The organism is Flavobacterium supellecticarium (assembly GCF_004801375.1).
Taxonomy (GTDB): domain Bacteria; phylum Bacteroidota; class Bacteroidia; order Flavobacteriales; family Flavobacteriaceae; genus Flavobacterium; species Flavobacterium supellecticarium.
This window is the reverse complement of the sequence record NZ_SSNZ01000001.1, coordinates 682,799-706,757: the sequence shown is the minus strand read 5'-3', so window position 1 is coordinate 706,757 and position 23,959 is coordinate 682,799. Positions and strand designations below refer to the sequence as shown.

Here is a 23,959-nt window from a genome sequence, read left to right as displayed (position 1 = left end):
TTTTGGAAGTGCAAGATAATGCAAAAAATGGTTTATTTTTACGCTAAAATTTAAAAATATGAGTACGATAAACTGGCAGACTGTTCGGGAATTCGAAGACATAACCTATAAGAAATGCAATGGGGTAGCCCGTATCGCGTTTAATCGTCCGGATGTACGCAATGCCTTCCGTCCGAAAACAACAAGTGAATTATACCAGGCTTTCTACGATGCACAGGAAGATACGTCCATTGGTGTCGTATTATTATCGGCCGAAGGACCTTCGTCTAAAGACGGTGTTTATTCATTTTGTAGTGGTGGTGATCAAAAAGCAAGAGGACACCAGGGCTATGTTGGAGAAGATGGCATGCACCGTTTAAACATTCTGGAAGTACAACGATTGATCCGTTTTATGCCAAAAGCGGTTATTGCCGTAGTACCGGGATGGGCTGTAGGTGGCGGACATAGTTTACACGTGGTTTGCGATCTGACACTGGCGAGTAAAGAACACGCTATTTTTAAACAAACCGATGCCGATGTAACCAGTTTTGACGGTGGATACGGATCGGCGTACCTGGCGAAAATGGTCGGACAGAAAAAAGCAAGAGAAATTTTCTTTTTAGGTCGTAATTATTCGGCTCAGGAAGCTTTTGAAATGGGAATGGTAAATGCCGTAATTCCGCATGCGGAATTGGAAGATACTGCTTATGAATGGGCACAGGAAATTCTGGCAAAATCGCCAACGTCTATCAAGATGTTGAAATTTGCAATGAACCTAACCGACGACGGAATGGTAGGACAACAGGTGTTTGCCGGTGAGGCGACGCGTTTGGCCTATATGACCGATGAAGCGGTAGAAGGAAGAAATGCCTTTTTGGAAAAACGCAAACCAAACTTCGAAAAGAAATGGATTCCGTAATGGATAACCTATAATACAATTGGCATTCGGATGCCGTAAAAGAGTAGGGGTTTCTCCTACTTTTTTATGTAATAATAATTGGAACACTATAAAAATCGTTCGGAACAAATTCCTATTTTTGAAACTATAGAAATAGATACCGACCGAAACACAGCTACTATGGAATCGTTTACCAATACTAGTATTGACACCCGTCAGTTACCGCGATTTGAAGCGGTTGACTTTGAACCACTACAGGCCGACTATAAAAAAGTGATCTTTTTTAATACCGCAGTTTTTGCCTTGATCCTGATCGGAATTTTGGGTGCGTTTCTGCTGATCAACCCGGATATGGTTTTTGGAACCGTATTATTAATAGGTGTTTTGGCGATTGTAATTGTTATTATAATGACGCTGGTAATTGCCTTGGTTTCTTTTCGCAAAAAAGGATTTGCCTTTCGCCAACATGATGTCTTGTTTAAAAGCGGTGTAATTGCCACGACCATAACTGTGATCCCGTATAATCGGGTGCAACACGTGGCGTTACACGAAGGACCGGTTTCCCGGAAACTGGATCTTGCCACAATCGAAATCTTTACAGCAGGAGGTAGTGGAAGCGATATTCGTATTGCCGGACTTCGAAGAGAACAGGCCGATCGGATCAAACAATTGATCATGGTCAAATTAATCGAAGAAATACCGTCGATTGCATCCGAAAATAACGAGGTTCCACCGGTAAAACTTACGGATGATGAACTTTAATGAACCACAACGTCAATCACTGGTCGGAATTCTGGTTATGTTTACGGATACCTTTCAGCGTATCGTACGCGGACTATGGCCGATTTTGGTGATTTGGCTTTTTAAATTTAACGAACTCAATAAAGCACTGGTTGTTTCGGGAATTGTCGGACTATTTGTGTTTGTCGCCATTGTAGCCTATTTGCAATATCGGAATTTTACGTTTTATATAGACGATAAGAATGAAGAGTTTATTATTCATAAAGGTGTATTGAACAAAACGCGGATTGCGATCAAACTGCAAAAAATCCAGCAGGTCACAATCAACCAATCGTTTATACAGAAACTGATAGGCGTTTATGCGCTGGATGTCGATACTGCCGGAACTCAGAAAAAAGAAGCCGTAGTTCGTGCCGTTTCGCATCAATTGGCGCAGGCTTTAAAAATGCGTTTGCTGGAAGGCGAAAAAAATAACGAATCCGAAACCATCGATACGGAGCAAACCAAACCTTTTATCAAAATCAGTTTTTCCAGTTTGTTTAAGATTGGAATTACTTCGAATTACCTCCGCAGTTTTGCGCTGCTAATCGCTTTTTTCGGAACCATTTATGAAAATGTTCAAAGTTATATGCGCGCGAATGAAATCGATGGTGAAAAATTCGATACCTATATCGATAAAGGACTCGCGATGTATTCGATTACGATTTTTATCCTTATTCTTTTGGGAATATTATTGCTTTTAAACCTCGGACGAACGATTATCAAATATTTCGATTTTAAAATAACCCGGCAACATCAGTCGTTGTTATTGTCGTATGGATTATTGAATACTAAAAATACGATCATCCGCCCGGAAAAAGTACAGATCGTTTCCACCAGTCGGAATTATCTGCAAAAGAAAATGGATACGCTTACCCTGAAAATACGACAGGCTTCCGGGAATGCCGATCAGGAGGAAAACGACAAACAGGCAATTACCATTCCGGGCTGTTCCGAAGCCGAACGCGATCGTATTATGGCATTGCTGTTTCATAAAATTCCGGAACAGGGCGTTGCTTTAGTACCGAATATCAGACGATTACTGGTAGGTATTATCCTCTACCTGTTTGTTCCGCTTGTTATTTTGTTTTTATTGTATACCTATACGGTGTTACCTATAGCGGAATACCTTATTTTTGTACCGTTATATATAGTTTTCACCGGTTTGTTGTTGTATTTTGGTTTTCGAAACAACCGTTTGTTTGTGACCGACGAATTTATCATCTGTAGAAAAGGCGTCTGGGACATCGAACACCAGATTATCGAGCCGCATAAAATACAAGCCATCCGTACGAGTCAGTTATTCTGGCATAAAAATGCCGATATCGGGAGTATTACTTTGTATACGGCCGGCGGAACGATTTCCTTCCATTTAGGGGATTTTTCAAAAATAAAGGAACTGGTAAATGTATGGCTTTATCAGGTGGAAACCACGCCGAAAGGTTGGATGTAGCAGAAGAGAAAAGAATAAAGAGAAAAGAATAAAGAGAAAAGAATAAAGAAAATACTATGAGTGCCAAAATCTGGCTTGAAGCCGCACGATTGAGAACCCTTCCGTTATCCATTTCCGGAATATTGGTAGGAAGTTTTTATGCTTATAAACACTATTCGGATAGTCCTAATTATTGGATTATCTTTGGTTTGGCATTCCTTACAACCTTAGGACTACAGGTGCTTTCGAACTTTGCCAACGATTATGGCGATGGTGTAAAAGGAACGGATAATAAAGATCGGATCGGTCCGCAGCGCGCCATACAAAGTGGTGCGATCACACCTGAACAGATGAAAAAAGGAATCATTATCGTATCGGTAGCCACTTTAATTATTGCAATAACGCTGATTTATGCGTCGTTTGGCAGTGACAATTTCGGATTTTCCTTATTTTTCTTTGTCCTGGGATTAGCGGCGATTACGGCAGCGATTAAATATACCGTTGGGAAATCGGCCTACGGTTACAGAGGATTGGGTGACCTGTTTGTGTTTATCTTCTTCGGATTGGTGAGCGTACTCGGAACTAATTTCCTGTATGCCCAATCGTTAGATCTGAAGTTGTTTTTACCGGCGATAAGTGTCGGTTTACTAAGTGTAGCAGTACTGAATCTAAACAATATGCGCGATCGCGAATCCGATATAAAATCCGGAAAAAATACATTAGTCGTAAAAATCGGCGCTCAAAATGCTAAACGTTACCATATCGGGATTGTGCTAATCGCCATGCTATTGGGATTGGTATTTGCTATCTGGTCTGACTTTGAAGGGAAACAGTACCTTTTTGTAGTGGCCTATATTCCGCTTTTAAAACATCTGAAAACAGTTATCGATAATAAAGATCCGAAAGCATTGGATCCCGAACTGAAAAAAGTAGCTTTAAGTACGTTTCTTTTTTCTGTTTTACTATCTGTAGTATTAACTTTTTAAACGACAAATTATGAAAATTACATTTTACGGACATGCTTGTTTGGGAATTGAAGTAAGTGGAAAACACCTTTTGGTAGATCCGTTTATTTCCGGAAATCCGAAAGCAGCCCATATTGATATCAATGCGATAAAAGCCGATTATATTTTACTAACGCATGCGCATAATGATCATACGTTGGATGTGGAAGCGATTGCTGCCAGAACAAATGCTGTAATCGTTTCGAACTACGAAATTGCCTCGCATTATGGAAACAAAGGGTTTCAATATCACCCGATGAATCATGGCGGAAGCTGGAAATTCGATTTCGGAACGGTAAAATATGTGAACGCAATTCATACCAGTTCTTTTGGGGACGGAAGTTATGGCGGTCAGCCGGGCGGATTTGTAATCGAAGGCGAACACAAAAACATCTATATTGCCGGTGATACGGCGCTTACAATGGATATGAAACTGATTCCGATGCGTACCAAACTGGATTTGGCTATTCTGCCAATCGGAAGTAACTTTACCATGGATGTGGATGATGCGATTATTGCATCCGATTTTGTAGCCTGTGATAAAGTATTGGGCTATCATTTTGATACATTCGGTTATATTGAAATTAATCATGAGGAAGCGATCCGTAAATTCTTTAACCGGGGAAAAGATTTGATGCTACTCGAAATCGGAGCTTCTATTGATCTTTAAAGAGAAAAGAAGAAAGACGAAAGAATAAAGAGAAAAGAAAACAGATACAAATAAGATTTATGGAAGGAAACCAATTGCCGACTGTAAATCTTATTTTAATTTAAAACCATCCGGTTATGTCCGACGCCATAGTACAAGCAACGTATCAAAAATACACCTTAGAGTTTAAAAGACCTTCCGGAACTTCCAGAGGTATATTAACCGAAAAAGAAACCTGGTTTATTATCCTTAAAAAAGGGGGTAAAACCGGAATAGGCGAGTGTGGAATCTTACGAAGTCTGAGTATCGACGACCGACCAGATTATGAAGAAAAACTCCGTTGGACCTGCGAAAATATTCATTTAGGCGAAAGCATACTATGGGAGCGTTTACAGGAATTTCCATCGATTCAATTCGGACTGGAAATGGCTTTCCGATCACTGGAAGCTGCCGATCCGTTTGTGTTGTTTCCGTCTGATTTTACCCGTTCGGAAAAAAAAATTCCGATTAACGGTTTGGTATGGATGGGCGACGAAGCCTTTATGAAACAGCAAATCGAAGAAAAACTGGAACAGGGATTCCGATGTATCAAACTTAAAATCGGAGCCATCGATTTTCAGGCGGAAATCGACTTGTTGGCTTTTATCCGTAGTAATTTTGATCCGGAAACCATTGAAATCCGTGTGGATGCTAATGGCGCTTTTAAAAAAGAAGACGCTTTGGAGAAACTCGAAAAACTTTCGGAATTTAGCTTACACAGTATCGAACAACCCATCCGACAAGGGAATATAGCTGCCATGGCACAATTGTGTGGTGAAACGCCATTACCGATTGCCCTGGATGAAGAACTAATCGGTGTTTTTACAAAAACTGAAAAAGAAAAACTGTTGCAAACCATTCGTCCGCACTACATTATTTTAAAACCGAGCCTGATTGGCGGATTCCGCGGTACACAGGAATGGATTGATCTGGCCGAAAAAGAGCGTATCGGTTGGTGGATTACCTCGGCTTTGGAAAGCAATATCGGCTTAAATGCGATAGCGCAATGGACCTATACGCTACAAAATAAAATGCCCCAGGGACTGGGGACAGGGAGTCTTTATACCAATAATTTTGATTGCCCGCTGATAGTGGCAGCAGGGTATTTGGGATATCAGGCCGGTGCCAATTGGAATATTACGGCCTTGACGCTTTAATTATTTGCGATTGATATAGCGTCGTTTTTTAGTGATATAAAAACTGATATAAGAACCCACCATGACTATGGCAATGATCACGGTGAGCAGGATAATTAATGATTTGAACAACTCAGTTGTAAAATCCAGATCATCGAAATAGAAATACAACTGTGTAAAGGAGTAAATCGCCATAAAAAAGTAAATAACAGATAGAGATCTTGCCTTCATTTGAGTATTGTTTTACATATAGAGGCAAATGTAGCCGATCCCTTAATACCAAAATAGGGGAAAAACCCGGTATTTTTTATCCGTTAATGCGTAACGTGTTTTTTTAACACTTGCATTTATTTAGGTGCTCTTTTTGATAATTTAACGATTTATCGACTTTTAATTATCTATATTTGTCTGTTTTTTTCTTAATATATGATCAAAAAATACTTTATTCTCCTGATTTTGTCCAGTATCAGTATCTACGGGCAGGGAGAAGCGAACAACTGGTTTTTTGGCAATGGTGCCGGACTTCATTTTGACGCTAACGGAAATGTAACCTCACTTCCCAACGGACAGATTTTTACAACGGAAGGTTGCAGCTCGATTTCCAGTGCCAGTGGCGATTTATTATTTTATACCGACGGGCGTACGGTTTGGGATCGCAATCATGTTAAAATGCCTAATGGCGATTATTTTGCCGGCCGGGGTTTATTTGGAGATCCATCCAGTACCCAATCGGGTATCATTATTCCAAAACCGGGAAATCCGGATGTCTATTATATTTTTACGGTAGATGAACCACATCATGAAAATGCAGCGACCTATCCGAACCGAAATACAGCAGTAACAATGGATGAAGACGATGGTTTTAATAACGGTTTTAATTACTCCATTGTAAACCTTTCGGTAGTGGGGAACAACGGAAGTATTGGAAATGTAACCACCCGAAACACCCACCTGATTACGTATGATCCGAATCCAAACGGTGAAGAAATCAAATACAAATGTTCCGAAAAAATTACAGCTGTTAGAGATGGTTCCGGAGGCTATTGGGTAATCACTCATTTTGTAAATCGTTTTTATGCCTTCCGGATTACTTCGACCGGTGTAGGACAAACCCCGGTTATATCGACTTTAGATCCGGTCATTACCACATCGGGTTACCGACGTAATGCAATTGGGTATCTGAAAGCTTCACCAAATGGCGAAAAACTTGCCATTGCCCATTCCCAAAACGGATCGCTTACCGGAGGAACAGAGAATAACGGGTCGGTTTATTTATATGACTTCGATCGAAATACCGGTATAGTTTCCAATCCATTGGCTGTAAAAACGATGGTAAATCCTTATGGTGTGGAGTTTTCGGCACAGTCGAAAAAATTATATGCCACTATGCGAACTGATAATGGAAATGTTCTGATGCAGTTCGATCTGGAACAAAGCAATATTCCGGCTTCAGGAACAGTCGTCGGAGGTATTGGCAGTACAGGTGCCTTACAATTAGGCCCGAATAAAAAAATATACTTTTCGAATGTTAGTTCGACTACTTTAGGTGTTATTAATGATCCGGAAGAATCGGGTTTTCAGTGTGACTTTGTTCCCAATGGCGTTACGTTGGCCAATGGTTTAGCCACCTTAGGATTACCGCCTTTTATAACATCGGTGTTTAACCCGAGTTTTCAGGTAGCGAATACCTGTCTGGGTGATACGACGACATTTACATTACCACCATCTTTTTTGAATCAGGCCAATTCAGGTACTTTAACCTGGGATTTTGGGGATGGTTCTCCGACATCAAGTGTAACGGAGCCGACACACGTTTATGCTACTGTCGGAAATTACCAGGTTACGTTAACCATTACGGTAAACGGGGAAAGTTCTTCCACTACACAAAATGTTATCATACATGAAGTACCGAATGCTTTTCCGGCAACGGACATGCATTTATGCGATACCGATAGCGACGGGCGAATGACAATCGATTTGCAACAACAGGATAATGCAATCTTAAACGGACAAAGCGCGGCTACTTTTGAAGTGCGCTATTTTACGTCTGCAACAGATGCTGCTTCCAATACCAATGCGGTCAATGCGGCGGCTTTCCAGAATACAACAGCAACATTTACAATTTACGCGCGCGTTCAAAACCGAAACAATGCGGCTTGTTATGCGTTGACTGATTTTGATGTAACGGTAACACCAAAACCACAGATTGTTAGTGCGGCCGATTATGTGTTATGCGACGATGCTACGGCCAATGGTATCCAAACGTTTACTTTACCAACACGAGTAGCCGGTATATTGGGAACGCAAAATACTGCAGATTACAACATCAGTTTTCATTTAAACCAGCCACAAGCCGATACAAAATCCAATCCGTTACCGGATAATTATACGAATACGACTCCTAATGACCAGGAGATTTTTATCCGTATTGAAAACAAAAACAATCCGAATTGTTATACTACGGCAAGTATGCATTTAAAAGTAAATGCCTTACCGGTAGCAACTCCGGCCATTTTGGTACAATGTGATTTCGGATTAAACCCGGATGGATTAACAACTTTTAACCTGATGGAAGCCAATGCGACACTTACCAGTGGTAATGCCAACCTCGTGACGACATTCTTTAACAATGCGACTGATGAAGCCAGCAATACCAATCCGTTAGCAACTAGTTTTACCAATACTACCAATCCGCAAATGCTAACGGTACGTGTAACCGATACGACGACCGGTTGTTATACAACCACGACACTGGAATTACAGGTAACGCTCACACCAACACAACGTTTTGAACTAAATGCCTGTTCGGATACGGCTTATGCTGCTTTTACCTTAACAGACACCGGGCTGGAAGCACCCGGAACCGATGTAGCGTATTATGCCACACTTACGGATGCCTTACTGGAACAAAACGAGTTGAATACCACTTTTACGAATACCATTCCTACCACTCAGTTTATTTACGCCCGTATCGAGACAAATAACGATTGTAACGGATTACACGAAATAAAATTAAACGTACGACCACTTCCTCCGGTTGCCGATGATTTTGCTCCGATATTATGTGCGCATACGTCAATACTGTTATCTGCCGGAATTGCCGATGCAAACCGTTACGATTTCCTATGGTCCAATGGAGCCACAACACCGCTTTTATCGGTAAATACAGCGGGAACCTATACCGTAAAAGTAACCGACAAAGTATACGGATGTTCGGCTACGCGTACGATTACGGTAATTGCTTCGGATGTCGCGGTGATCACTGCTGTAGAAGTAAATGATTTATCAGATAACGATAATAATACTGTAGCCGTATATGCAACAGGAACTAGTGATCATTACGTATATGCTTTGGATGATGAAGAAGGACCGTATCAGGACAGTCATTTTTTCGCGAATGTAGAAGCGGGTGTTCATACGGTATATGTAAAAGATTTCCACGGTTGCGGAACGGTTAAAAAACGTATCGCCGTATTGGGAATCCCGAAATTCTTTACACCAAATGGTGATGGCTATAACGATTTATGGCGTATTAAAGGCGCGACAATAAGTCCTTATAAAGATGCCATGGTAACTATCTTCGACCGATATGGAAAGATGGTATACCAAATGAAAGCATCCGGTGGATGGGACGGAATCTATAACCGGGAACCCTTACCGTCTACCGATTACTGGTATGTATTGGTTTTGCCGGATGGAAGGGAAGTCAAAGGGCATTTTAGCTTAAAGCGATAATATAAAAGGGTTGTTTGCATTTTTTGCGACAACCCTTTTTTTAACCTGTCAGGTTCCAAAAACCTGACAGGTTTTTTATTAGTCTCAAAGACCTGTCAGGTTTGAATTTTAATCCTTGAAAAGTGCAACCACGCGTGCCGGCGCAGCAGAACCACCTACAATTTTAAGCGGGAAAACGGCAATGTCAAAACCGGTATAGGGTAAAGCGTCCAGATTGACCAGCTGTTCGATATGGCAATATTCTTTTTCGTATCCAACCAGATGGGCTTCCCAGAATAGATCACGATTATTTTCCTTTTTGGCTTGTTTGATCAGATAGTGTAGTGGTAAATCCCAGCCCCATTGATCAATTCCCATAACTTTAATTCCCTGATCGATAAGCCAACGTGTGGCTTCGGCACTCATTCCGGTTCCGATTTCGTGAAACTTTTCGGTTCCGTTATAAATATCCCGACCGGTTTTAATCAGCACGATCATATTGGGTTCCAGTGTAAGCTGATGTTGTGTAAGAAACGATTGAATATCCTCGGTTGTAATCGCATCAAAATCGGCTTTGTGTTTCATATCGATTACGATGCCTTTTCCATAACACCATTCCAATGGAATCTGATCAATTGTTTTGGCCGGTTTCCCTTCGCAGGTTGGCGCATAATGCCAGGGGGCATCAATATGGGTTGTAGCGTGTACGCCCATCGATTTAATAGTATCATCGGCCCATCCGGAGAAATGCTGTGGGAAAAGTCGGCTTGGTAAACCTAAAAAGCGAATCAGTAGTTTCGACTTTCGATGCGGTTTGTGTTGGATCCGGACTTTCATAAACCAGGGATCTTTTTTATTGTACTGAATAGGCTTGGATAAATCGATAATCTTCATGTTGTATAGTGCTATTATAATGAATATTGCAAAAATATGTTTTAAAATAATTTAGGTTATACGTTTTTAAATTCAAAGTAAAAAATGACTCTGTTATTTGCAAAATAGTCTGGAAGTGAATGGTAATATAGTGTGTTTTTGAGAGCAAAAGCGCATCTATACAAGCAAATAGCTACTCCGAAAAAAAACGAATAAATGCAATTTAGCTACGCTTTTGTGTTAAAAAGCTACGTTTGATAATTTCTCGACGTTGTGATTATTTTTTATTTTATATTTGGGAGCTTTTATTAATAAACCAACAAAAATTAAACAATATCATTATGAAAAAATTAGTATTTATAGCCGCTTTAGCATTATGCGGTACTATTGCACAGGCGCAAACTATCGAATCAAGAAGTGGCGGTACGATAGCAAAGATTAGTAGTAACGGAACAATTGAAAACAGTAGCGGTGGCACTATAGGTTATATAAAAAATGACGGAACTATAGAAAACAAAAGTCACGGTACTATAGGTTATATTAAGAGTGATGGTACTATCGAAAACGGAAGTCACGGTACTGTAGGATATGTAAAAAGTGACGGTACGGTAGAAAATAAAAGTCACGGTACCATCGGTTATGTTAAAAGTGATGGTACGGTAGAAGGCAGTAGCCACAATACTTTAGGCTATGCAAAAGGGGTAAAAAAAGAATGGGCTGCGGTAGTATTCTTTTTCTTTAAGTACTAAGTTTTGGCTTTACATTTTGGTGAAAGACGCGGAATTAGCTATTACTTGAATTTAATTAAAAAACGGATATCCCCAAAAAAGCGACCCAACAAAAAAATGAATAAAAAAGCACAGGAATGGGCAGAAAGCTATTTTAGCCGACTGGACAAAGCCATTGAAGAATTGCGAAACCACGATCTGGTAAGTCAGGTTAACGTTATTAAATATCCCGGGGCTACGGAGGAAGAATTGGTCGATGCCGAAACACAAGTCTATGAAAGGCAGTTGGAAAACAGCGAAGATTATGACGCTCAGGCACCGGACGAACCTTTTGTTTTTAATCCGTTTATACGAGAATTTTACAAACGCAGTAATGGTCTTCATATTTCATGGCATTCGGTTATTTTCCCGGAAGCCGAAATCGAAGAGGATTCCGACGGAGAAATTCCTATAGCCAAAGACGAAGACGATTATAAAGAAGGTTGGATTTCGATCCTTTCGGCTGAATGTCTGGCCACCCAACAAGGTTTTTATTTATATGGCGAACCACAGGAAACCGATCTGGGTGAGTCGGTACAAAGTGACGGAGGATTACTGCATTATATAGACGGGTATAATTATTACCATGACGCCTGTATAATACTTGAAAACGGTAATCCTACAATTGCTTTTGGCGACGATCACAGTGCTTCGTATGACACGCCACACGAGTGCGACTTTGTTATTTATATGGAGTATGCACTAGCTACGTTTTTCTCGGTATCATGTCGTTCCAAAAAATTGCGTTTTTCAGATAAGAAAACGGTATATCCGAAACTAAAAAAAATGGTTAAAGATCAGGATTACAGTGATCTTGCAACCGTACTTAAAAACTGTAAGCACACCGATATTGATTCGGTAATTGCTTTGAGTTATAAGAAAAAAGGGCATGAATATACTCAGGAAGAGCATAGGGAAGGGCTTCCGGAACCCCTTAAAGAACGTTTACGTTTACTAATAAAATAATCAAAATGCTGTCCTTTTAGCGGACAGCATTTTTAATGAAAAAAAATATGAGTGCCAATTATCACATAAGAGTTCAATCGGTTGAAGAAGATACCCTAACCGTAGCCGTTTTTTTAGCAGATGACAGTTTTGGCTGTTTTGCCGACGAAGAATTTGCGTTGCGTTTGTTGTGCAGTCCTGATAACGTATATAAATATGACGACGACTATAATCAGGTGGCGAACTGTCCGTTGGCAGAAGAAATAAGCGTAGACAACTACCTTGATGAACGCTGGATCACCAACTACAGTCTTGATTTTATAGCCAATATCAAACTGTTAAGCCTTAACAATTTTCCGTTTGACGATTGGGATTACGACCGCTGGAGTAATGCGATTTCCATGAATAGCGATGATACGCTCGATTTTACAAATGTGGAATCCGACCATCCGGGTGGCGTAGTAGCCATAAAGGTTTTTAAACCGGAACACCTGCAACATTTTAAATCAGGAGACACTTTTAGTACCCCGGTCTATTCCTCACAAAATAGGGACGAAACGCATTATGATACCATCGGTAACTGGATGTTTTCGGAAGAATAAAATAAAACGGTAAAGCAATATGAAAAACATACAATTCGCCCATTTTGATAAATTCAACGATACGTCCAATTATAGCATGGTAGCTGACAACATTTACCAGGGACCGGACGAGGAGCATCTTTTCGGACTTCGCTACGAGCTGGAAGAAGAGGAAGACTCACAATATCCGTTGGAAGATATATTAGATAAATTTTATTTATACATTTCTGATTTTGAAGATGAAGAAAACTTTGCTACTTCCCGTAACGTTACAATCGAATTGAGCGGCGAATTGGAAGACATTAAAGCGGCGACTGCGGCTATTATTGGTAAAAGAGTATACAATCAGGAATATAACGACGAAGAAGGCGTTACACGTGTAAGGCTAGTAATAGAATAAAATACATAAATGAAAAAAAAACTTAACCTTTCTCACTCCAAAAAGAAATCGAAAATAGAAGGTTTTCCTAAGCTTCAAGACTGTCTTATAGAGGCTAAGGAATTCAAAAAAAAATTAATGCCCATAGTAAAACTGGACGGCGGAGTAGTTGATGAAAAATGGGAAGGGCTACCCTTTACCTTTATGCTCCAGAATGTAGATGTAGATCGTATCGACTTTAAACTGGAAGAGGGCAAATACAAGCTACTTACTCCGCTTAAGCTGCGAAAACTGGAAGAATATGATAAATCGGATGTAAAGCGCGAGTACCTGCAAACCACGGCCGACAAAGTCGAAGAGCTGGATTATAAGCGGGTAGACCGCTATAGTAAAGATGGTTTGTTGCAACACTCCGGATCGTTTTCACTTGATCCCAACAGGCGTATTGCCTATAGTTATGTGACCATTAACGGAGTGCCGATGCCGGTTACCAAGACGATCCAATATTTTTTGGGCAACGGGGAATGGCTGGACTCGGAAATATTTACCTACGATTATGATTCCGATGGCTTTTTAGACAAGACTACCACGAACCAACCGGCACGCGATATCACAATAACCGAAAAAATAGTATACAAAAAGACCCGTAAAGGGTTTACGGCATCCAAGGAATTGGCCCCACATCATCTTCCGGTAGTTGATAAAGAATCAGGATATGTTTACACAAGACTACCTTTTTCGGCCGTATTTAAGGAAAGTGAAACCGACTGGAATGTTACCATCGGAGGACGGTATATTATTGGTAAGGAAAAAGAAAATCGTCTTGCCGCTCAGGGAGAATTAATACACCTGCATGCCTTTAATCATTTCTATGATATGAATTCGGGCTTACTTAAATATACCTGCGAAATCGAAAATCAGAGAGAGATACCTGTCAAAGTCAATTGGAAAGACGAGTTGCCCGATACCATTGAATATACCTTTAGTTGTTCTGAGAAAAACGACAACTGGTCTTTAAATTACCTCGAAAAGACGGAGAAAAAAGTCATCATAGAACAATGGGGAAACAAACATACCATTGAACATCTGGGGAATGAGATACAGGTAACCAGCGAAAATAGGTTTGGTACAGGTCATTTTATGCTTTCAGGACATTATACCTTACAACAGGTTATCATGATGATACGAACACAAAGCTATTTATGGTGTGATGATTTTGAACAGCAACGAATTTCCGACAGGGTTATGACCCCAGGTTATACGAACCCTGTGCTGTTTAATTTTGTATATACTACAACCGAAAACGCCATTGAGCGCGTTGTACAGGAAGTAAAAATTAAGGAAAACGAGACCGAAGGAAAACTACGACTTGGCAAACCGAATTGGGTACAAAGCAATGAAACGCCACGTGACCCTGATGGAAAAAAAATGGAATTTGTAGCACAGCTGGATCATAGCAATATGTTTGGTACATTGTACCTGTTTTATTCGGAAAAACACCAACTGATCTCACAGGTATTCCAGTGCTCGTAATTGGAATCTTATTCTAAGTAATAAGTAATTGCAAACCAATAAAAAAGCCGCTCTGGTTTTTAGAGCGGCTTTTTCGTATTCCATAAAAAAGGATTATGCGGTTTCTTTTTGTGTCATACGTAAATAGGTTTCGATCGACGAAGCAAATACAATGGTTAATACGGCTCCGATGATATTGAGCCATAAGAAACTCACCACATCCAGATAATAGATATAAAAAATAAGCAACTGACTAAAAGTGGCGCCCCAGAATACCGCTTTGGCTTTAATATATTGGATATAAAAAGCGATAAGGAAAATACCCAGTACGGTTCCGTAGAAAATTGAACCAACAATATTCACCAATTGAATCAGGTTTTCAAACAAGGTTCCCACACAGGCAAAAAGAATGGCAATCAACCCCCATAGAAGAATAAAAAACTGCGTAGCATTTACATAGTGCTTTTCGTCTTTTTCGGTTTTCAGATTTCGTTTGTAAATATCGATGGTCGTGGTCGATGCCAAAGCATTTAGTCCGGAAGCCGACGAAGACATCGCAGCCGAAAGGATCACCGCCAGTAAAAGTCCGATTAATCCCTTAGGCAGGTAATTCAGAATAAAGTGAATAAAAACATAATCTTTATCGTTGGTTTCCGTTTTCGGATCAGCTTTTGTGATTAGGTCTTTGGCCTCTTCGCGCAGGTCTTTTTCTTTACTGGATAGCGAAACCATTTTTTGCTGTAAAATAGGATTGTCAAAATCCTGTTGTAATTGTCCTACATAGAGCATACTGATTTCCTTTTTTTCCTCCTGAACCTGATCCAGTTGTTTTTCCAGTTTTTGGTACTCCGCTTTATATGGCGAATGTTTGACCGTTTTGATATTGTTCGGATTAAAATGCAAAGGAGCCGAATGAAACTGGAAGAATACAAAAACCATAACACCGATCAGTAATATAAAAAACTGCATTGGTACTTTTAGAAGCCCATTCATAATAAGTCCCATCTGACTTTCTTTGATTGATTTTCCGGTTAAATAACGTCCTACCTGCGACTGATCGGTTCCAAAATAGGAGAGTGCCAGGAAAAAACCACCGGTAATACCACTCCAAAACGTATAACGGGTTTCCGGATCAAACGAAAAATCCACAATATTCATTTTGCCATTGGCTCCGGCAATACCTAAGGCATTACTAAAACTAAGTTCATCCGGCAGATAGCTTAAAATCAGGAAAAATGTAATAAACATTCCGCTCATGATCACAAACATCTGCTGCTTTTGTGTCACATTCACGGCTTTGGTACCGCCGGAAAAGGTATAAATAATGATCAGTAATCCGATGATGATATTCATCAGCGTCAGATTCCATCCCAATAGCGAAGAAAGGATAATCGCCGGAGCATAAATGGTAAGTCCGGTTCCCAATCCTCTTTGAAAAAGGAATAATAATGCCGCCAGTGAACGGGTTTTAACATCAAACCGCTGTTCCAGAAATTCGTAGGCTGTAAACACTTTTAAACGATGATAGATCGGAATAAACGTGATACAAATCACCACCATGGCAATAGGTAGTCCGAAATAAAACTGGACAAATCCCATTCCGTCGTGATACGCCTGACCCGGAGTGGACAGGAATGTGATGGCACTGGCCTGAGTAGCCATAACCGACAAACCTACGGTCCACCAGGGGGTTTCGTTATTGCCGAGAATAAATTCTTCGACGTTTTTGCTCCCTTTGGTTTTTAACGAACCATAGATCACAATAAATAATAAGGTAACCGATAATACGATCCAGTCGATACTCTGCATGGCTTAAACGTACATTTGCATTAAAAAATAGAACAATAGTATATAGAACGCATTTAGGATCAATACCAGCGTATAGCTTTTTCTCCAGGAAGTGGGTTTGTCTATCATGGGGTTATGTTTTTAAAACCGGTTTTCGAAAATACAAAAAACCGGTCTTCGTTTTTTGATTAGTAACGTTTTAAAAATCTATTTTCCGACGGCAATTAAATTGGCCATCAGTCGAAAAGCGCCGGAAACGCCTTCGGGCAACTCGCGGAAAAAGCTCAATCCGGTGTAGATATAATAGCCTTTACCGTATTTGGCAACCAATAAGGCACCCTTTTTAGGCGTTTCGCCTTTGTCGTTGGATTGTAAGATAGGCGTAAATTCGCTATTCCATTTGTCCGGATAATACAAACCCTGTTCCTGAACCCAACCTTTAAAATCGTTTTGCGTAATGGTATTCGGATAATTCAGTACTTTGTTTTTAGGATCCAAAAATGTAACGGTCGCGTTTTCTTCTGTAACCCGGTCGGATGATATTTCCAACGGATACGGTGCGATATCCTGAGTGATCAAATTACCGGTGGTATTGTATTGTACGATCATGGTACCGCCATTCTGCACATATTCAAATAAAAGCGGTTGTTTAAACTGTAGCGCTTCCACAACATTATAGGCACGGATTCCAACCACCACGGCATCAAATTTTTCCAATAGACTACTGGTGATTTTTTCCGGTTTTAACAACGTAACGGTATAACCCATTTGTTGTAAACTTTGTGGCACCTGATCGCCGGCACCCATAATATAAGCGATATTCTTTCCTTTGGTTTCCACATCGGCACGGGTAAATTTTGCTTCAGCCGGTAGCAATACCTGTTGTAAGGCAATATGTGGATAATCGATAATGATTTGTTGATGATCAAAACGTTCTCCTTCTATCATCGCAATGGCTTTGGCGGTGGCTTCCGTAGCATAATTAGGAGGCGTTACTTCAAAAGTCACGGTTTTTTCACTTCCTTTTTTATGAAGCTGGAACGGCATATATTCCGGAGTCACTACCCAACCGGCAGGTAATTCCAATTGTATCGTTCCGCTGCAATCGTCTTTGCCGGCTTTTACTTTTATTGCAACCGATTGTTTTTTCTTGTCTTTAAATAACTGAACTTTATTCAGGATTTCGGTCGTTACCTTTGGTACTACGTCCAATGGACGGTAGACTTCTCCTTTTACCGGATCATTGTATTTATAGATGATTTCGCGGGTAAATGGAATTTGTATGCCTTCGACCAAAATAGAAAAAGTGATTTTCAGGTTTCGGATAATGTCCGGATAGCCTATTTTTTGCTGATCATTTACAGTATACATTCCGGTAGTTCCTTTTTCGTTTAACCAGTAAGGCGACGTATACGGAACGTCTTTCGGTACTTTTACCGTGATGGTTTCGCTTTCGAAAAGATTATTTTTTAACGGATAACTCTGTTCCAGTGTTTCGTTTTGAGGAATAAGCTGTAACGCCAGTAATTTCATTTCGACCGGACTGCGGTTAATGGCTTCCCATTTTACTTTGAGATTGCTTCCGGGTGTAACCGATTGTTCTTCAGCAACGGCTTCAAGATACAATCCGGCGCAGTTGGCAATGATGTTTTTAACTTCTTCCAGCTTTATTTTTTTCCAGTGACTGTCTTCCAGTTGTTCGATCTGGCGGTATACTTTTGTCAGATCAAAAACAGATGCGGAGGGATTTTTAAAATCAAAACATTTTAGAATAAAATCGATTGTTTCACCAATTGGCGCACCGCCTTTAACCCGTTTCCAGGAGGTATCGATACCTTCAAAAAGATTTTGCTGATCGGTTATTCCGTCGCCTTTAATCAGTTCCAGGTATTCCATATCTTCACCGCGTACTCCGGTCGAACCAAATCCCTGGGATTGGTGTTTGCTACGACTTAACGCGGCGATTTCCTGATTGGATTTCCCAAGAGAAGGGAAGTAGACACCAGTTCTCAGGTTGATATATTTAGATTTATCGGCTTTTTCAAATTTATCTCTTCCTCCAAAAAACCACCAGGAAACGTTAAAAAACAAACGTTTCGGTTGCCATGGTTTTACAAATTGTAATTGCGACGGTTCAAACTTCGGATCGTTGGCCAGTGTAAATAATTCCTGCGAAAGCATAGCCGACGATGTATGATGTCCGTGTGTGGTTCCCGGTGAGCGATGATCAAAACGGTTAATAATGATATCCGGCTGGAAGTTTCGGATAATCCAGGCCATATCGCTCATTACTTTTTCTTTGTCCCAGATTTCAAGCGTTTCGGTAGGCACTTTCGAATAACCAAAATCGTTGGCACGGGAAAAAAACTGTTCACCACCATCGGTTTTTCGGGCTTCAATTAGCTCCTGCGTACGGATAACACCGAGAAGTTCGCGGAGTTCGGTTCCAATTAGATTCTGACCGCCATCACCGCGGGTTAACGAAAGATAGCCCGTACGGGCTTTGGTATTATTGGCAAGAAACGAAATCAACCGGGTATTTTCATCGTCCGGGTGCGCCGCAATATAAAGCGCCGAACCTAAAAAATTTAATTTTTCAATCTGGTTGTAAATTTCAGATGCGGTTGGTTTTTTAGGTTGTTGGGCAAAAGAATGTTGAAATAATAGTAGTAATAGTATACAATAATAGGGTAGTTTTTTTGTCATGATCAATTTTAAGGTTGGCTTTCCAAATATAGTGTACCTAACTGTTATAAATAAAGGCAAAGACGTTAAAATTGTCTTTGCCTTTGAATTTATAAGGATCATTAGCGTCGGCCGCCTCTGCCATTTCCATTTTCACCGCCACGTCCGCCGTGGTCGTTACCTTTTCCGTTTCCGTGATCATTGCCTCTTTCGTAGCCTCTGCCATTATTACGGTTTTCGGCTCTTTCAAAGCTTTTACCATTACCCTGATTGTTATCGGCAGTTCGGTAGTCCATTCGGTAATCGTTATAACGTCGTTCTTCACGTCGTTCGCGATAATCGTTATCGCGTACAACCGGTTGTACTACCCGTACGTCACGGTATTCAACACCTCCTCGTGGTCTTGGCTGATAGGTTACCTGAGCCGGACCGCGATAGCCTCTATAGTATTTTATCTTGTGTGATTTGTAATAGATATAAGGATTTGGTCCATAATCATGTAAGCATACTTTGTAAGCGCCATACAGATCATAGTGTCTGTAACGTCTTGGTAAATAAGCGGTGCGCACCCATCCGCCGTTGCTGAAATAGATAAACATCGCTGTGTTTATATCGTAATACATTTCAATATCCGGCAGATAATAATAGCGGATATCGGTATATCCTACAGGACCCCAGGCGGGAGGTGTTCCAATGTTTACATTTACGGAAACCTGTGCGTTCATACTTGACATGGACAGCAACATTCCCAACACCAATATTTGTATAGCTTTCATGATAATCGAATTTTTAATTAAACAATTTATTTGGGTTGTTTAACTAAAACCAAGTATTGTGCCAAAAATAATTCAGGGTGTTATGAAGCCAATAAAAAAATAAAAATAAATCGCAATTAACTGATTTTTAGTTATTTATAATTTATTAAAATTAATCCATAAATTCTTTTTCTTCGGATTGATGGGTGATAATCGAAATGGCTTTTTGGAGTAAAAGATTATTCGGATAGGTAATTCGCTCGCCATCTTTTGTTTTTAGTAACGCATGGAAAGTGGTAATATCTTCGATTTCGGCTTCGATTGGGAAATCTTTATCATGGATTTTAATGATATCGCCGATTTTAAACGGAAACGAAAAAAACAGGATAATTCCAGCCGTGACGTTACTCAGGATCGACCATTGTGCAAACATGGCTACACCGATCACGGCAAACATAGACGAAATAACCAAAAGGATATCGTCGGCTTTAACGCCCCAGATTACGGTAAGCGAAAGCACACTTAAAGCTCCGATCAGGATACTGATATATTTGATCACCAAATTGCTGCGGCGTTCCATAGTATGCGAAAGCAGTGTGAAACGCTTTACAATCTTGGTCGCCAGATAGCGGACAATGGCAAAAAACAGTAACGCAATTATTGAACTGATAATCTGGGCGGTGTACTCATTACTTATCATAATCGAAAGGCTTTATGCTACAAAGATAAGCAAATGTTGAAAGACTTTATCTACAGGAAGCCCTACAACATTGTTATACGAACCTTCGATACGGGCAATAGCCACGAGTCCGATCCATTCCTGTATACCGTAGGAACCCGCTTTGTCAAAAGGCGAATAATGATCCAGATAATACTTGATATAATTGTCCGGCAACGGATTAAAAGTGACTTTGGTAAACTCATGAAAGGTTACCCGTTTTGTCGTACTTGTAAGACAAACAGAGGTGATCACCTCATGGGTTTTTCCCGAAAGTGACCGCAGTGTTTCAAAGGCATCGTTATAATCTTTGGGTTTTCCTAACGCTTTGCCTTCGTGCCATACAATGGTATCGCTAGTTACCAGAATATCGTTATCGGCCAGTTCGCCGGTAAAGGCATTTGCTTTTAATTGGGCCAGATAGTCGGTAATTTCCTCGGCTTTTAACGTATCCGGATAGATTTCTTCGACCTCTTTTAAACGGATTTCAAAATCCAGATCCAATTCTTTAAAGAAATTCTGGCGTCGGGGAGAACCGGACGCCAGGATAATATTGTAGTTTTTAAAAAGTGTATTAACCATGATAGTGCATGTTTAGTGTGATCACAAGTATGGAAAGGATTCCGAACAATAAAACCAGTTTTAAAACCATACTCAGATGGCGGAATTCCATTTTTGTTTTGGCGCTCCATATTTTGATCAGGAAATAGAGTAGTGGACCTATTACAAAAGCCAACAGGTACAGCAAAACAAATTGTAAGCCCATTAGATTCTGATTGATATAATAGAGCAAACTCACAATAGGGATAAACGCCAATGCAAACGCTACTTTGGTTGCACGTGCTTTTCCGATAGCAATAGGTAAGGTATTCATGCCGGAATTATAATCGCCATCCATATCTTCGATATCCTTAACGATTTCCCGTATAAAGTTGATCATAAATGCAAATACGGCATAATCCAAAAGGATTCGGAATAAAATGCTTAATTGCGCCTGGTTTGTGTCGTTGATCATCGGGAATAAATCGAATATTCCGACTATAATGACGCTAACCGAAAGTAATAGTGCCACGATAATATTTCCGATAAGCAGGCTTTGTTTTAAACTGGTAGCGTATAGATATAAAGTCGCTGCGATTACGATAAATAAGGCCGAAAAACCGGCTTTTCCAATCAGGTTCGACAGGTAAAATCCGATTGTAACACCCACAATATTGCAACCGATATAGATATTATAGGCCATACTTTCGGAAATAGATTTGCCAACCACCACATTTTCGGGTTTGGAAATACGATCCGTGTCCTGATCCATAATATTATTGATCACAAAGCCTCCTGCAGCGATGCAAAGTGTCGCCATTACCAGCAGGATATACTGAAAATCGGATAAGGCTAATACCAGTCCGGGTTGTTGTTTTAAAAAGGCATAATGAAATAACAACTGCATCAGCGCGATCATTAGCAGGTTTTGATAGCGGATTAACTTTAAAAAGTGCATCATATAAAAGAACTTAAATTTTAGTCGTATTGCGCATCAAAATGTTCCATCCATTTCCCCTGAACTTTCATGACTTGTTCGATTACATCGCGAACAGCGCCTTTTCCTCCGTTTTTATGCGAAATATAACGACTGATTTCTTTGATTTCCGGTGCGGCATCCTGCGGACATGTTGGTAATCCGACTAATTTCATCACATGGTAATCCGGAATATCGTCGCCCATATAGAGGACATTTTCAGGATTGATTTTATAGATATCGGTAAACTCATCAAAGGTTTCTACTTTATCCGGTACACCCAGATAGATATCGGTTATTCCCAGATTGCGAAGGCGAATTCGTACTCCTTCGTTGCTTCCGCCGGAAATAATACAAACGGTATAACCATTTTCAACGGCAGCTTTCATTGCATAGCCGTCGCGGATATTCATATGGCGGAGCATTTCTCCGGTTTGGGTTACGTGTATGGTACCATCGGTTAAAACACCATCGACATCAAAAATAAAAGTAGTGATGTCGTTCATTAATTCTTTGTAACTCTTAGACATTATTTTTCTGTATGGATTCTGTTAGTAGTTGGTATAATTTAATTCGTTCGGGATTATCCTGTAAAAAGGTCAGATGCCTTTCGATTGTTTTCTGATCCCTACGGATAGCCGGGCCGGTTTGTGCCACTTTTGGTGAAAGGTCTTTGATCTTATTGGCTGTTTCCCGGATCAGTGGAAAAAGGATTTCGAAAGGGATGTTGTTTTCATGACAAATTTCGTCTCCGATTTGGTAGAGATAGTTTACAAAATTACACGAAAATACGGCAGCGACATGCAAACTTTGACGTTGTGCAGAATTAATTCGGAAAACTTTATCCGAAAGTGCTGTAGCGATGATTTCTAAAAACGCATAATCATCCTCACTTTCAGCTTCCAGACATAATGGGATTTCGGTAAAATTGACCGCTTTGTCTTTTGAAAAAGTCTGCAACGGATAAAAAACTCCTTTTCTGTTTTTTGGATCCAAAACATCCATTCCGGAACTACCCGAAGTATGGACTACTAATTTATTGGTAAAATTGAGTTGTTTCGAAACTTCCGGGATAGCATCATCGGATACGGCAATTATATAAACATCGGCTGCTTTAAGCCTGGAGCTATCGGAAGTGATACGATTTTCCGGTACCAAATGCGATACCGATTGGCTATTCCGGGCAAACACCTGAACCAGTGTTATCGCTTCACTTTTCAGAAAAGCCGTAATCAGATGTTGGGCTACATTGCCCGAACCAATAATAGACACTTTAATCATAGGGCTAAAATAATAAAAATTGTTCGTTTCGTGTGAGAGGAAGTAGTATTCTTAAAAATATAACAATATCTCATTTTGTTTAATTTTCGCATTTTTAAATCTTTTTTGTAAGATGTTCACAATATGTGAATATTATAACTATTGACTTTTGGGTGATTTTTGTAAGGAATTAGCCGATAATTTTAAAATATACAGTATTCTTTTACAGGTATTTACCGAAATATGTAGGAGTTTATTTAGTATTGGGTATATAAGTTTATTTTTTTCTTGTGTATTCTCAAAATGTGTAATACTTTTATGGAAATGAAGAAAAGTTCACAATATATGTTATTTATGTTTTTAGAATTTTATTTTAATAGTGTTAAAAAGTTACATTTATTGACTGTGTTGATTTCATTTGTTCCGGATTATTTTAAAGCGGAAAATGACATATTTAATGTTTTTAGAAAGAGAATCCTTTGATCCGGTACTAAAAAACCAAAATCCCAAAATTATAAGTAATCGCCATTTTGTTTGAATAAGTAGCTA

The 23,959-nt window shown here is 39.9% G+C and carries 22 protein-coding genes; 12 read left to right on the top strand and 10 right to left on the bottom strand.

The window, feature by feature from the left end; genetic code table 11:
• Positions 1–58: 58 nt before the first annotated feature.
• The 6 genes from E6C50_RS03305 (at position 59) to E6C50_RS03280 (ending at position 5,938) form a co-directional block, all read left to right on the top strand.
• A complete protein-coding gene (locus E6C50_RS03305) occupies positions 59–898 on the top strand; it encodes a 1,4-dihydroxy-2-naphthoyl-CoA synthase (RefSeq protein WP_136401765.1) in 840 nt (279 codons plus the stop codon).
• A 78-nt stretch (positions 899–976) separates the two neighbouring features.
• Entirely contained in the window at positions 977–1,639 is a 663-nt protein-coding gene (locus E6C50_RS03300; protein WP_230978947.1) for a PH domain-containing protein, read from the top strand.
• Positions 1,626–3,110 (top strand): PH domain-containing protein, encoded by a 1,485-nt coding sequence (locus E6C50_RS03295; RefSeq protein WP_136401764.1) that lies wholly within the window; start codon positions 1,626–1,628, stop codon positions 3,108–3,110. The genes E6C50_RS03300 and E6C50_RS03295 overlap by 14 nt, the downstream gene beginning before the upstream one ends.
• 56 nt (positions 3,111–3,166) lie before the next feature.
• Entirely contained in the window at positions 3,167–4,075 is a 909-nt protein-coding gene (locus E6C50_RS03290; RefSeq protein ID WP_136401763.1) for a 1,4-dihydroxy-2-naphthoate polyprenyltransferase, read from the top strand.
• A 10-nt stretch (positions 4,076–4,085) separates the two neighbouring features.
• Positions 4,086–4,763 carry a metal-dependent hydrolase gene (locus E6C50_RS03285; protein WP_136401762.1) on the top strand — a complete coding sequence of 226 codons (678 nt, stop codon included), beginning with the start codon at positions 4,086–4,088 and terminating at the stop codon, positions 4,761–4,763.
• 116 nt (positions 4,764–4,879) lie between these two features.
• Positions 4,880–5,938 (top strand): o-succinylbenzoate synthase, encoded by a 1,059-nt coding sequence (locus E6C50_RS03280; RefSeq protein ID WP_136401761.1) that lies wholly within the window; start codon positions 4,880–4,882, stop codon positions 5,936–5,938.
• On the opposite strand, the gene E6C50_RS03275 is transcribed toward E6C50_RS03280, so the two are convergent.
• The gene (locus E6C50_RS03275; RefSeq protein ID WP_136401760.1) at positions 5,939–6,148 is read right to left on the bottom strand and encodes a hypothetical protein; all 210 of its coding nucleotides are present in this window, start codon (positions 6,146–6,148) and stop codon (positions 5,939–5,941) included.
• Positions 6,149–6,343: 195 nt separating this feature from the next.
• Here E6C50_RS03275 and E6C50_RS03270 point away from each other — a divergent pair, with 195 nt between their 5' ends.
• Complete coding sequence (locus E6C50_RS03270) at positions 6,344–9,652, top strand: T9SS type B sorting domain-containing protein (RefSeq protein ID WP_136401759.1); 3,309 nt, start codon at positions 6,344–6,346, stop codon at positions 9,650–9,652.
• Positions 9,653–9,760: 108 nt separating this feature from the next.
• On the opposite strand, the gene E6C50_RS03265 is transcribed toward E6C50_RS03270, so the two are convergent.
• Positions 9,761–10,525: a cyclase family protein gene (locus E6C50_RS03265; protein WP_136401758.1), complete on the bottom strand. Its 765-nt coding sequence runs from the start codon at positions 10,523–10,525 to the stop codon at positions 9,761–9,763.
• A 320-nt stretch (positions 10,526–10,845) separates the two neighbouring features.
• Between E6C50_RS03265 and E6C50_RS03260 the strand changes: the two genes are divergently transcribed.
• The 5 genes from E6C50_RS03260 (at position 10,846) to E6C50_RS03240 (ending at position 14,709) form a co-directional block, all read left to right on the top strand.
• Positions 10,846–11,253, top strand: a complete 408-nt coding sequence (locus E6C50_RS03260) for a 5-fold beta-flower protein (RefSeq protein ID WP_136401757.1) — start codon at positions 10,846–10,848, stop codon at positions 11,251–11,253.
• A gap of 96 nt (positions 11,254–11,349) precedes the next feature.
• On the top strand, positions 11,350–12,237 hold the full coding sequence (locus E6C50_RS03255) for a hypothetical protein (protein ID WP_136401756.1): 888 nt from the start codon (positions 11,350–11,352) through the stop codon (positions 12,235–12,237).
• Between the two features lie 47 nt (positions 12,238–12,284).
• Positions 12,285–12,818 (top strand): hypothetical protein, encoded by a 534-nt coding sequence (locus E6C50_RS03250; protein ID WP_136401755.1) that lies wholly within the window; start codon positions 12,285–12,287, stop codon positions 12,816–12,818.
• Between the two features lie 19 nt (positions 12,819–12,837).
• Entirely contained in the window at positions 12,838–13,197 is a 360-nt protein-coding gene (locus tag E6C50_RS03245) for a hypothetical protein (RefSeq protein ID WP_136401754.1), read from the top strand.
• Positions 13,198–13,314: 117 nt separating this feature from the next.
• On the top strand, positions 13,315–14,709 hold the full coding sequence (locus E6C50_RS03240) for a hypothetical protein (protein ID WP_136401753.1): 1,395 nt from the start codon (positions 13,315–13,317) through the stop codon (positions 14,707–14,709).
• 93 nt (positions 14,710–14,802) lie between these two features.
• Here the strand turns inward: E6C50_RS03240 and E6C50_RS03235 are convergent, their stop codons facing one another.
• The 8 genes from E6C50_RS03235 to E6C50_RS03200 all read right to left on the bottom strand — a co-directional run bounded on the left by E6C50_RS03235 (position 14,803) and on the right by E6C50_RS03200 (position 23,431).
• A complete protein-coding gene (locus tag E6C50_RS03235; protein ID WP_136401752.1) occupies positions 14,803–16,497 on the bottom strand; it encodes a sodium:solute symporter in 1,695 nt (564 codons plus the stop codon).
• 186 nt (positions 16,498–16,683) lie between these two features.
• A complete protein-coding gene (locus tag E6C50_RS03230) occupies positions 16,684–19,182 on the bottom strand; it encodes a PIG-L family deacetylase (RefSeq protein ID WP_136401751.1) in 2,499 nt (832 codons plus the stop codon).
• A gap of 101 nt (positions 19,183–19,283) precedes the next feature.
• Positions 19,284–19,937 carry a hypothetical protein gene (locus E6C50_RS18040; protein ID WP_136401750.1) on the bottom strand — a complete coding sequence of 218 codons (654 nt, stop codon included), beginning with the start codon at positions 19,935–19,937 and terminating at the stop codon, positions 19,284–19,286.
• A 151-nt stretch (positions 19,938–20,088) separates the two neighbouring features.
• Positions 20,089–20,616: a mechanosensitive ion channel domain-containing protein gene (locus E6C50_RS03220; protein ID WP_136401749.1), complete on the bottom strand. Its 528-nt coding sequence runs from the start codon at positions 20,614–20,616 to the stop codon at positions 20,089–20,091.
• A gap of 12 nt (positions 20,617–20,628) precedes the next feature.
• On the bottom strand, positions 20,629–21,216 hold the full coding sequence (locus E6C50_RS03215; RefSeq protein WP_136401748.1) for a Maf-like protein: 588 nt from the start codon (positions 21,214–21,216) through the stop codon (positions 20,629–20,631).
• Positions 21,209–22,135, bottom strand: coding sequence for a geranylgeranylglycerol-phosphate geranylgeranyltransferase (locus E6C50_RS03210; protein WP_317128609.1), 927 nt, complete (start codon positions 22,133–22,135; stop codon positions 21,209–21,211). Before E6C50_RS03210 ends, E6C50_RS03215 begins: the two co-directional genes overlap by 8 nt.
• 17 nt (positions 22,136–22,152) lie before the next feature.
• Complete coding sequence (locus E6C50_RS03205) at positions 22,153–22,680, bottom strand: KdsC family phosphatase (protein ID WP_136401747.1); 528 nt, start codon at positions 22,678–22,680, stop codon at positions 22,153–22,155.
• On the bottom strand, positions 22,673–23,431 hold the full coding sequence (locus E6C50_RS03200) for a Rossmann-like and DUF2520 domain-containing protein (RefSeq protein ID WP_136401746.1): 759 nt from the start codon (positions 23,429–23,431) through the stop codon (positions 22,673–22,675). Before E6C50_RS03200 ends, E6C50_RS03205 begins: the two co-directional genes overlap by 8 nt.
• Positions 23,432–23,959 lie beyond the last annotated feature (528 nt).

Bases quoted from the DNA above. Each gene is read 5' to 3' on its own strand.
- E6C50_RS03305 (WP_136401765.1), top strand. From the start codon at position 59: ATGAGTACGATAAACTGGCAGACTGTTCGGGAATTCGAAGACATAACC.
- E6C50_RS03295 (WP_136401764.1), top strand. From the start codon at position 1,626: ATGATGAACTTTAATGAACCACAACGTCAATCACTGGTCGGAATTCTG.
- E6C50_RS03290 (WP_136401763.1), top strand. From the start codon at position 3,167: ATGAGTGCCAAAATCTGGCTTGAAGCCGCACGATTGAGAACCCTTCCG.
- E6C50_RS03285 (WP_136401762.1), top strand. From the start codon at position 4,086: ATGAAAATTACATTTTACGGACATGCTTGTTTGGGAATTGAAGTAAGT.
- E6C50_RS03280 (WP_136401761.1), top strand. From the start codon at position 4,880: ATGTCCGACGCCATAGTACAAGCAACGTATCAAAAATACACCTTAGAG.
- E6C50_RS03275 (WP_136401760.1), bottom strand. From the start codon at position 6,148: ATGAAGGCAAGATCTCTATCTGTTATTTACTTTTTTATGGCGATTTAC.
- E6C50_RS03270 (WP_136401759.1), top strand. From the start codon at position 6,344: ATGATCAAAAAATACTTTATTCTCCTGATTTTGTCCAGTATCAGTATC.
- E6C50_RS03265 (WP_136401758.1), bottom strand. From the start codon at position 10,525: ATGAAGATTATCGATTTATCCAAGCCTATTCAGTACAATAAAAAAGAT.
- E6C50_RS03260 (WP_136401757.1), top strand. From the start codon at position 10,846: ATGAAAAAATTAGTATTTATAGCCGCTTTAGCATTATGCGGTACTATT.
- E6C50_RS03255 (WP_136401756.1), top strand. From the start codon at position 11,350: ATGAATAAAAAAGCACAGGAATGGGCAGAAAGCTATTTTAGCCGACTG.
- E6C50_RS03250 (WP_136401755.1), top strand. From the start codon at position 12,285: ATGAGTGCCAATTATCACATAAGAGTTCAATCGGTTGAAGAAGATACC.
- E6C50_RS03245 (WP_136401754.1), top strand. From the start codon at position 12,838: ATGAAAAACATACAATTCGCCCATTTTGATAAATTCAACGATACGTCC.
- E6C50_RS03240 (WP_136401753.1), top strand. From the start codon at position 13,315: ATGCCCATAGTAAAACTGGACGGCGGAGTAGTTGATGAAAAATGGGAA.
- E6C50_RS03235 (WP_136401752.1), bottom strand. From the start codon at position 16,497: ATGCAGAGTATCGACTGGATCGTATTATCGGTTACCTTATTATTTATT.
- E6C50_RS03230 (WP_136401751.1), bottom strand. From the start codon at position 19,182: ATGACAAAAAAACTACCCTATTATTGTATACTATTACTACTATTATTT.
- E6C50_RS18040 (WP_136401750.1), bottom strand. From the start codon at position 19,937: ATGAAAGCTATACAAATATTGGTGTTGGGAATGTTGCTGTCCATGTCA.
- E6C50_RS03220 (WP_136401749.1), bottom strand. From the start codon at position 20,616: ATGATAAGTAATGAGTACACCGCCCAGATTATCAGTTCAATAATTGCG.
- E6C50_RS03215 (WP_136401748.1), bottom strand. From the start codon at position 21,216: ATGGTTAATACACTTTTTAAAAACTACAATATTATCCTGGCGTCCGGT.
- E6C50_RS03210 (WP_317128609.1), bottom strand. From the start codon at position 22,135: ATGATGCACTTTTTAAAGTTAATCCGCTATCAAAACCTGCTAATGATC.
- E6C50_RS03205 (WP_136401747.1), bottom strand. From the start codon at position 22,680: ATGTCTAAGAGTTACAAAGAATTAATGAACGACATCACTACTTTTATT.
- E6C50_RS03200 (WP_136401746.1), bottom strand. From the start codon at position 23,431: ATGATTAAAGTGTCTATTATTGGTTCGGGCAATGTAGCCCAACATCTG.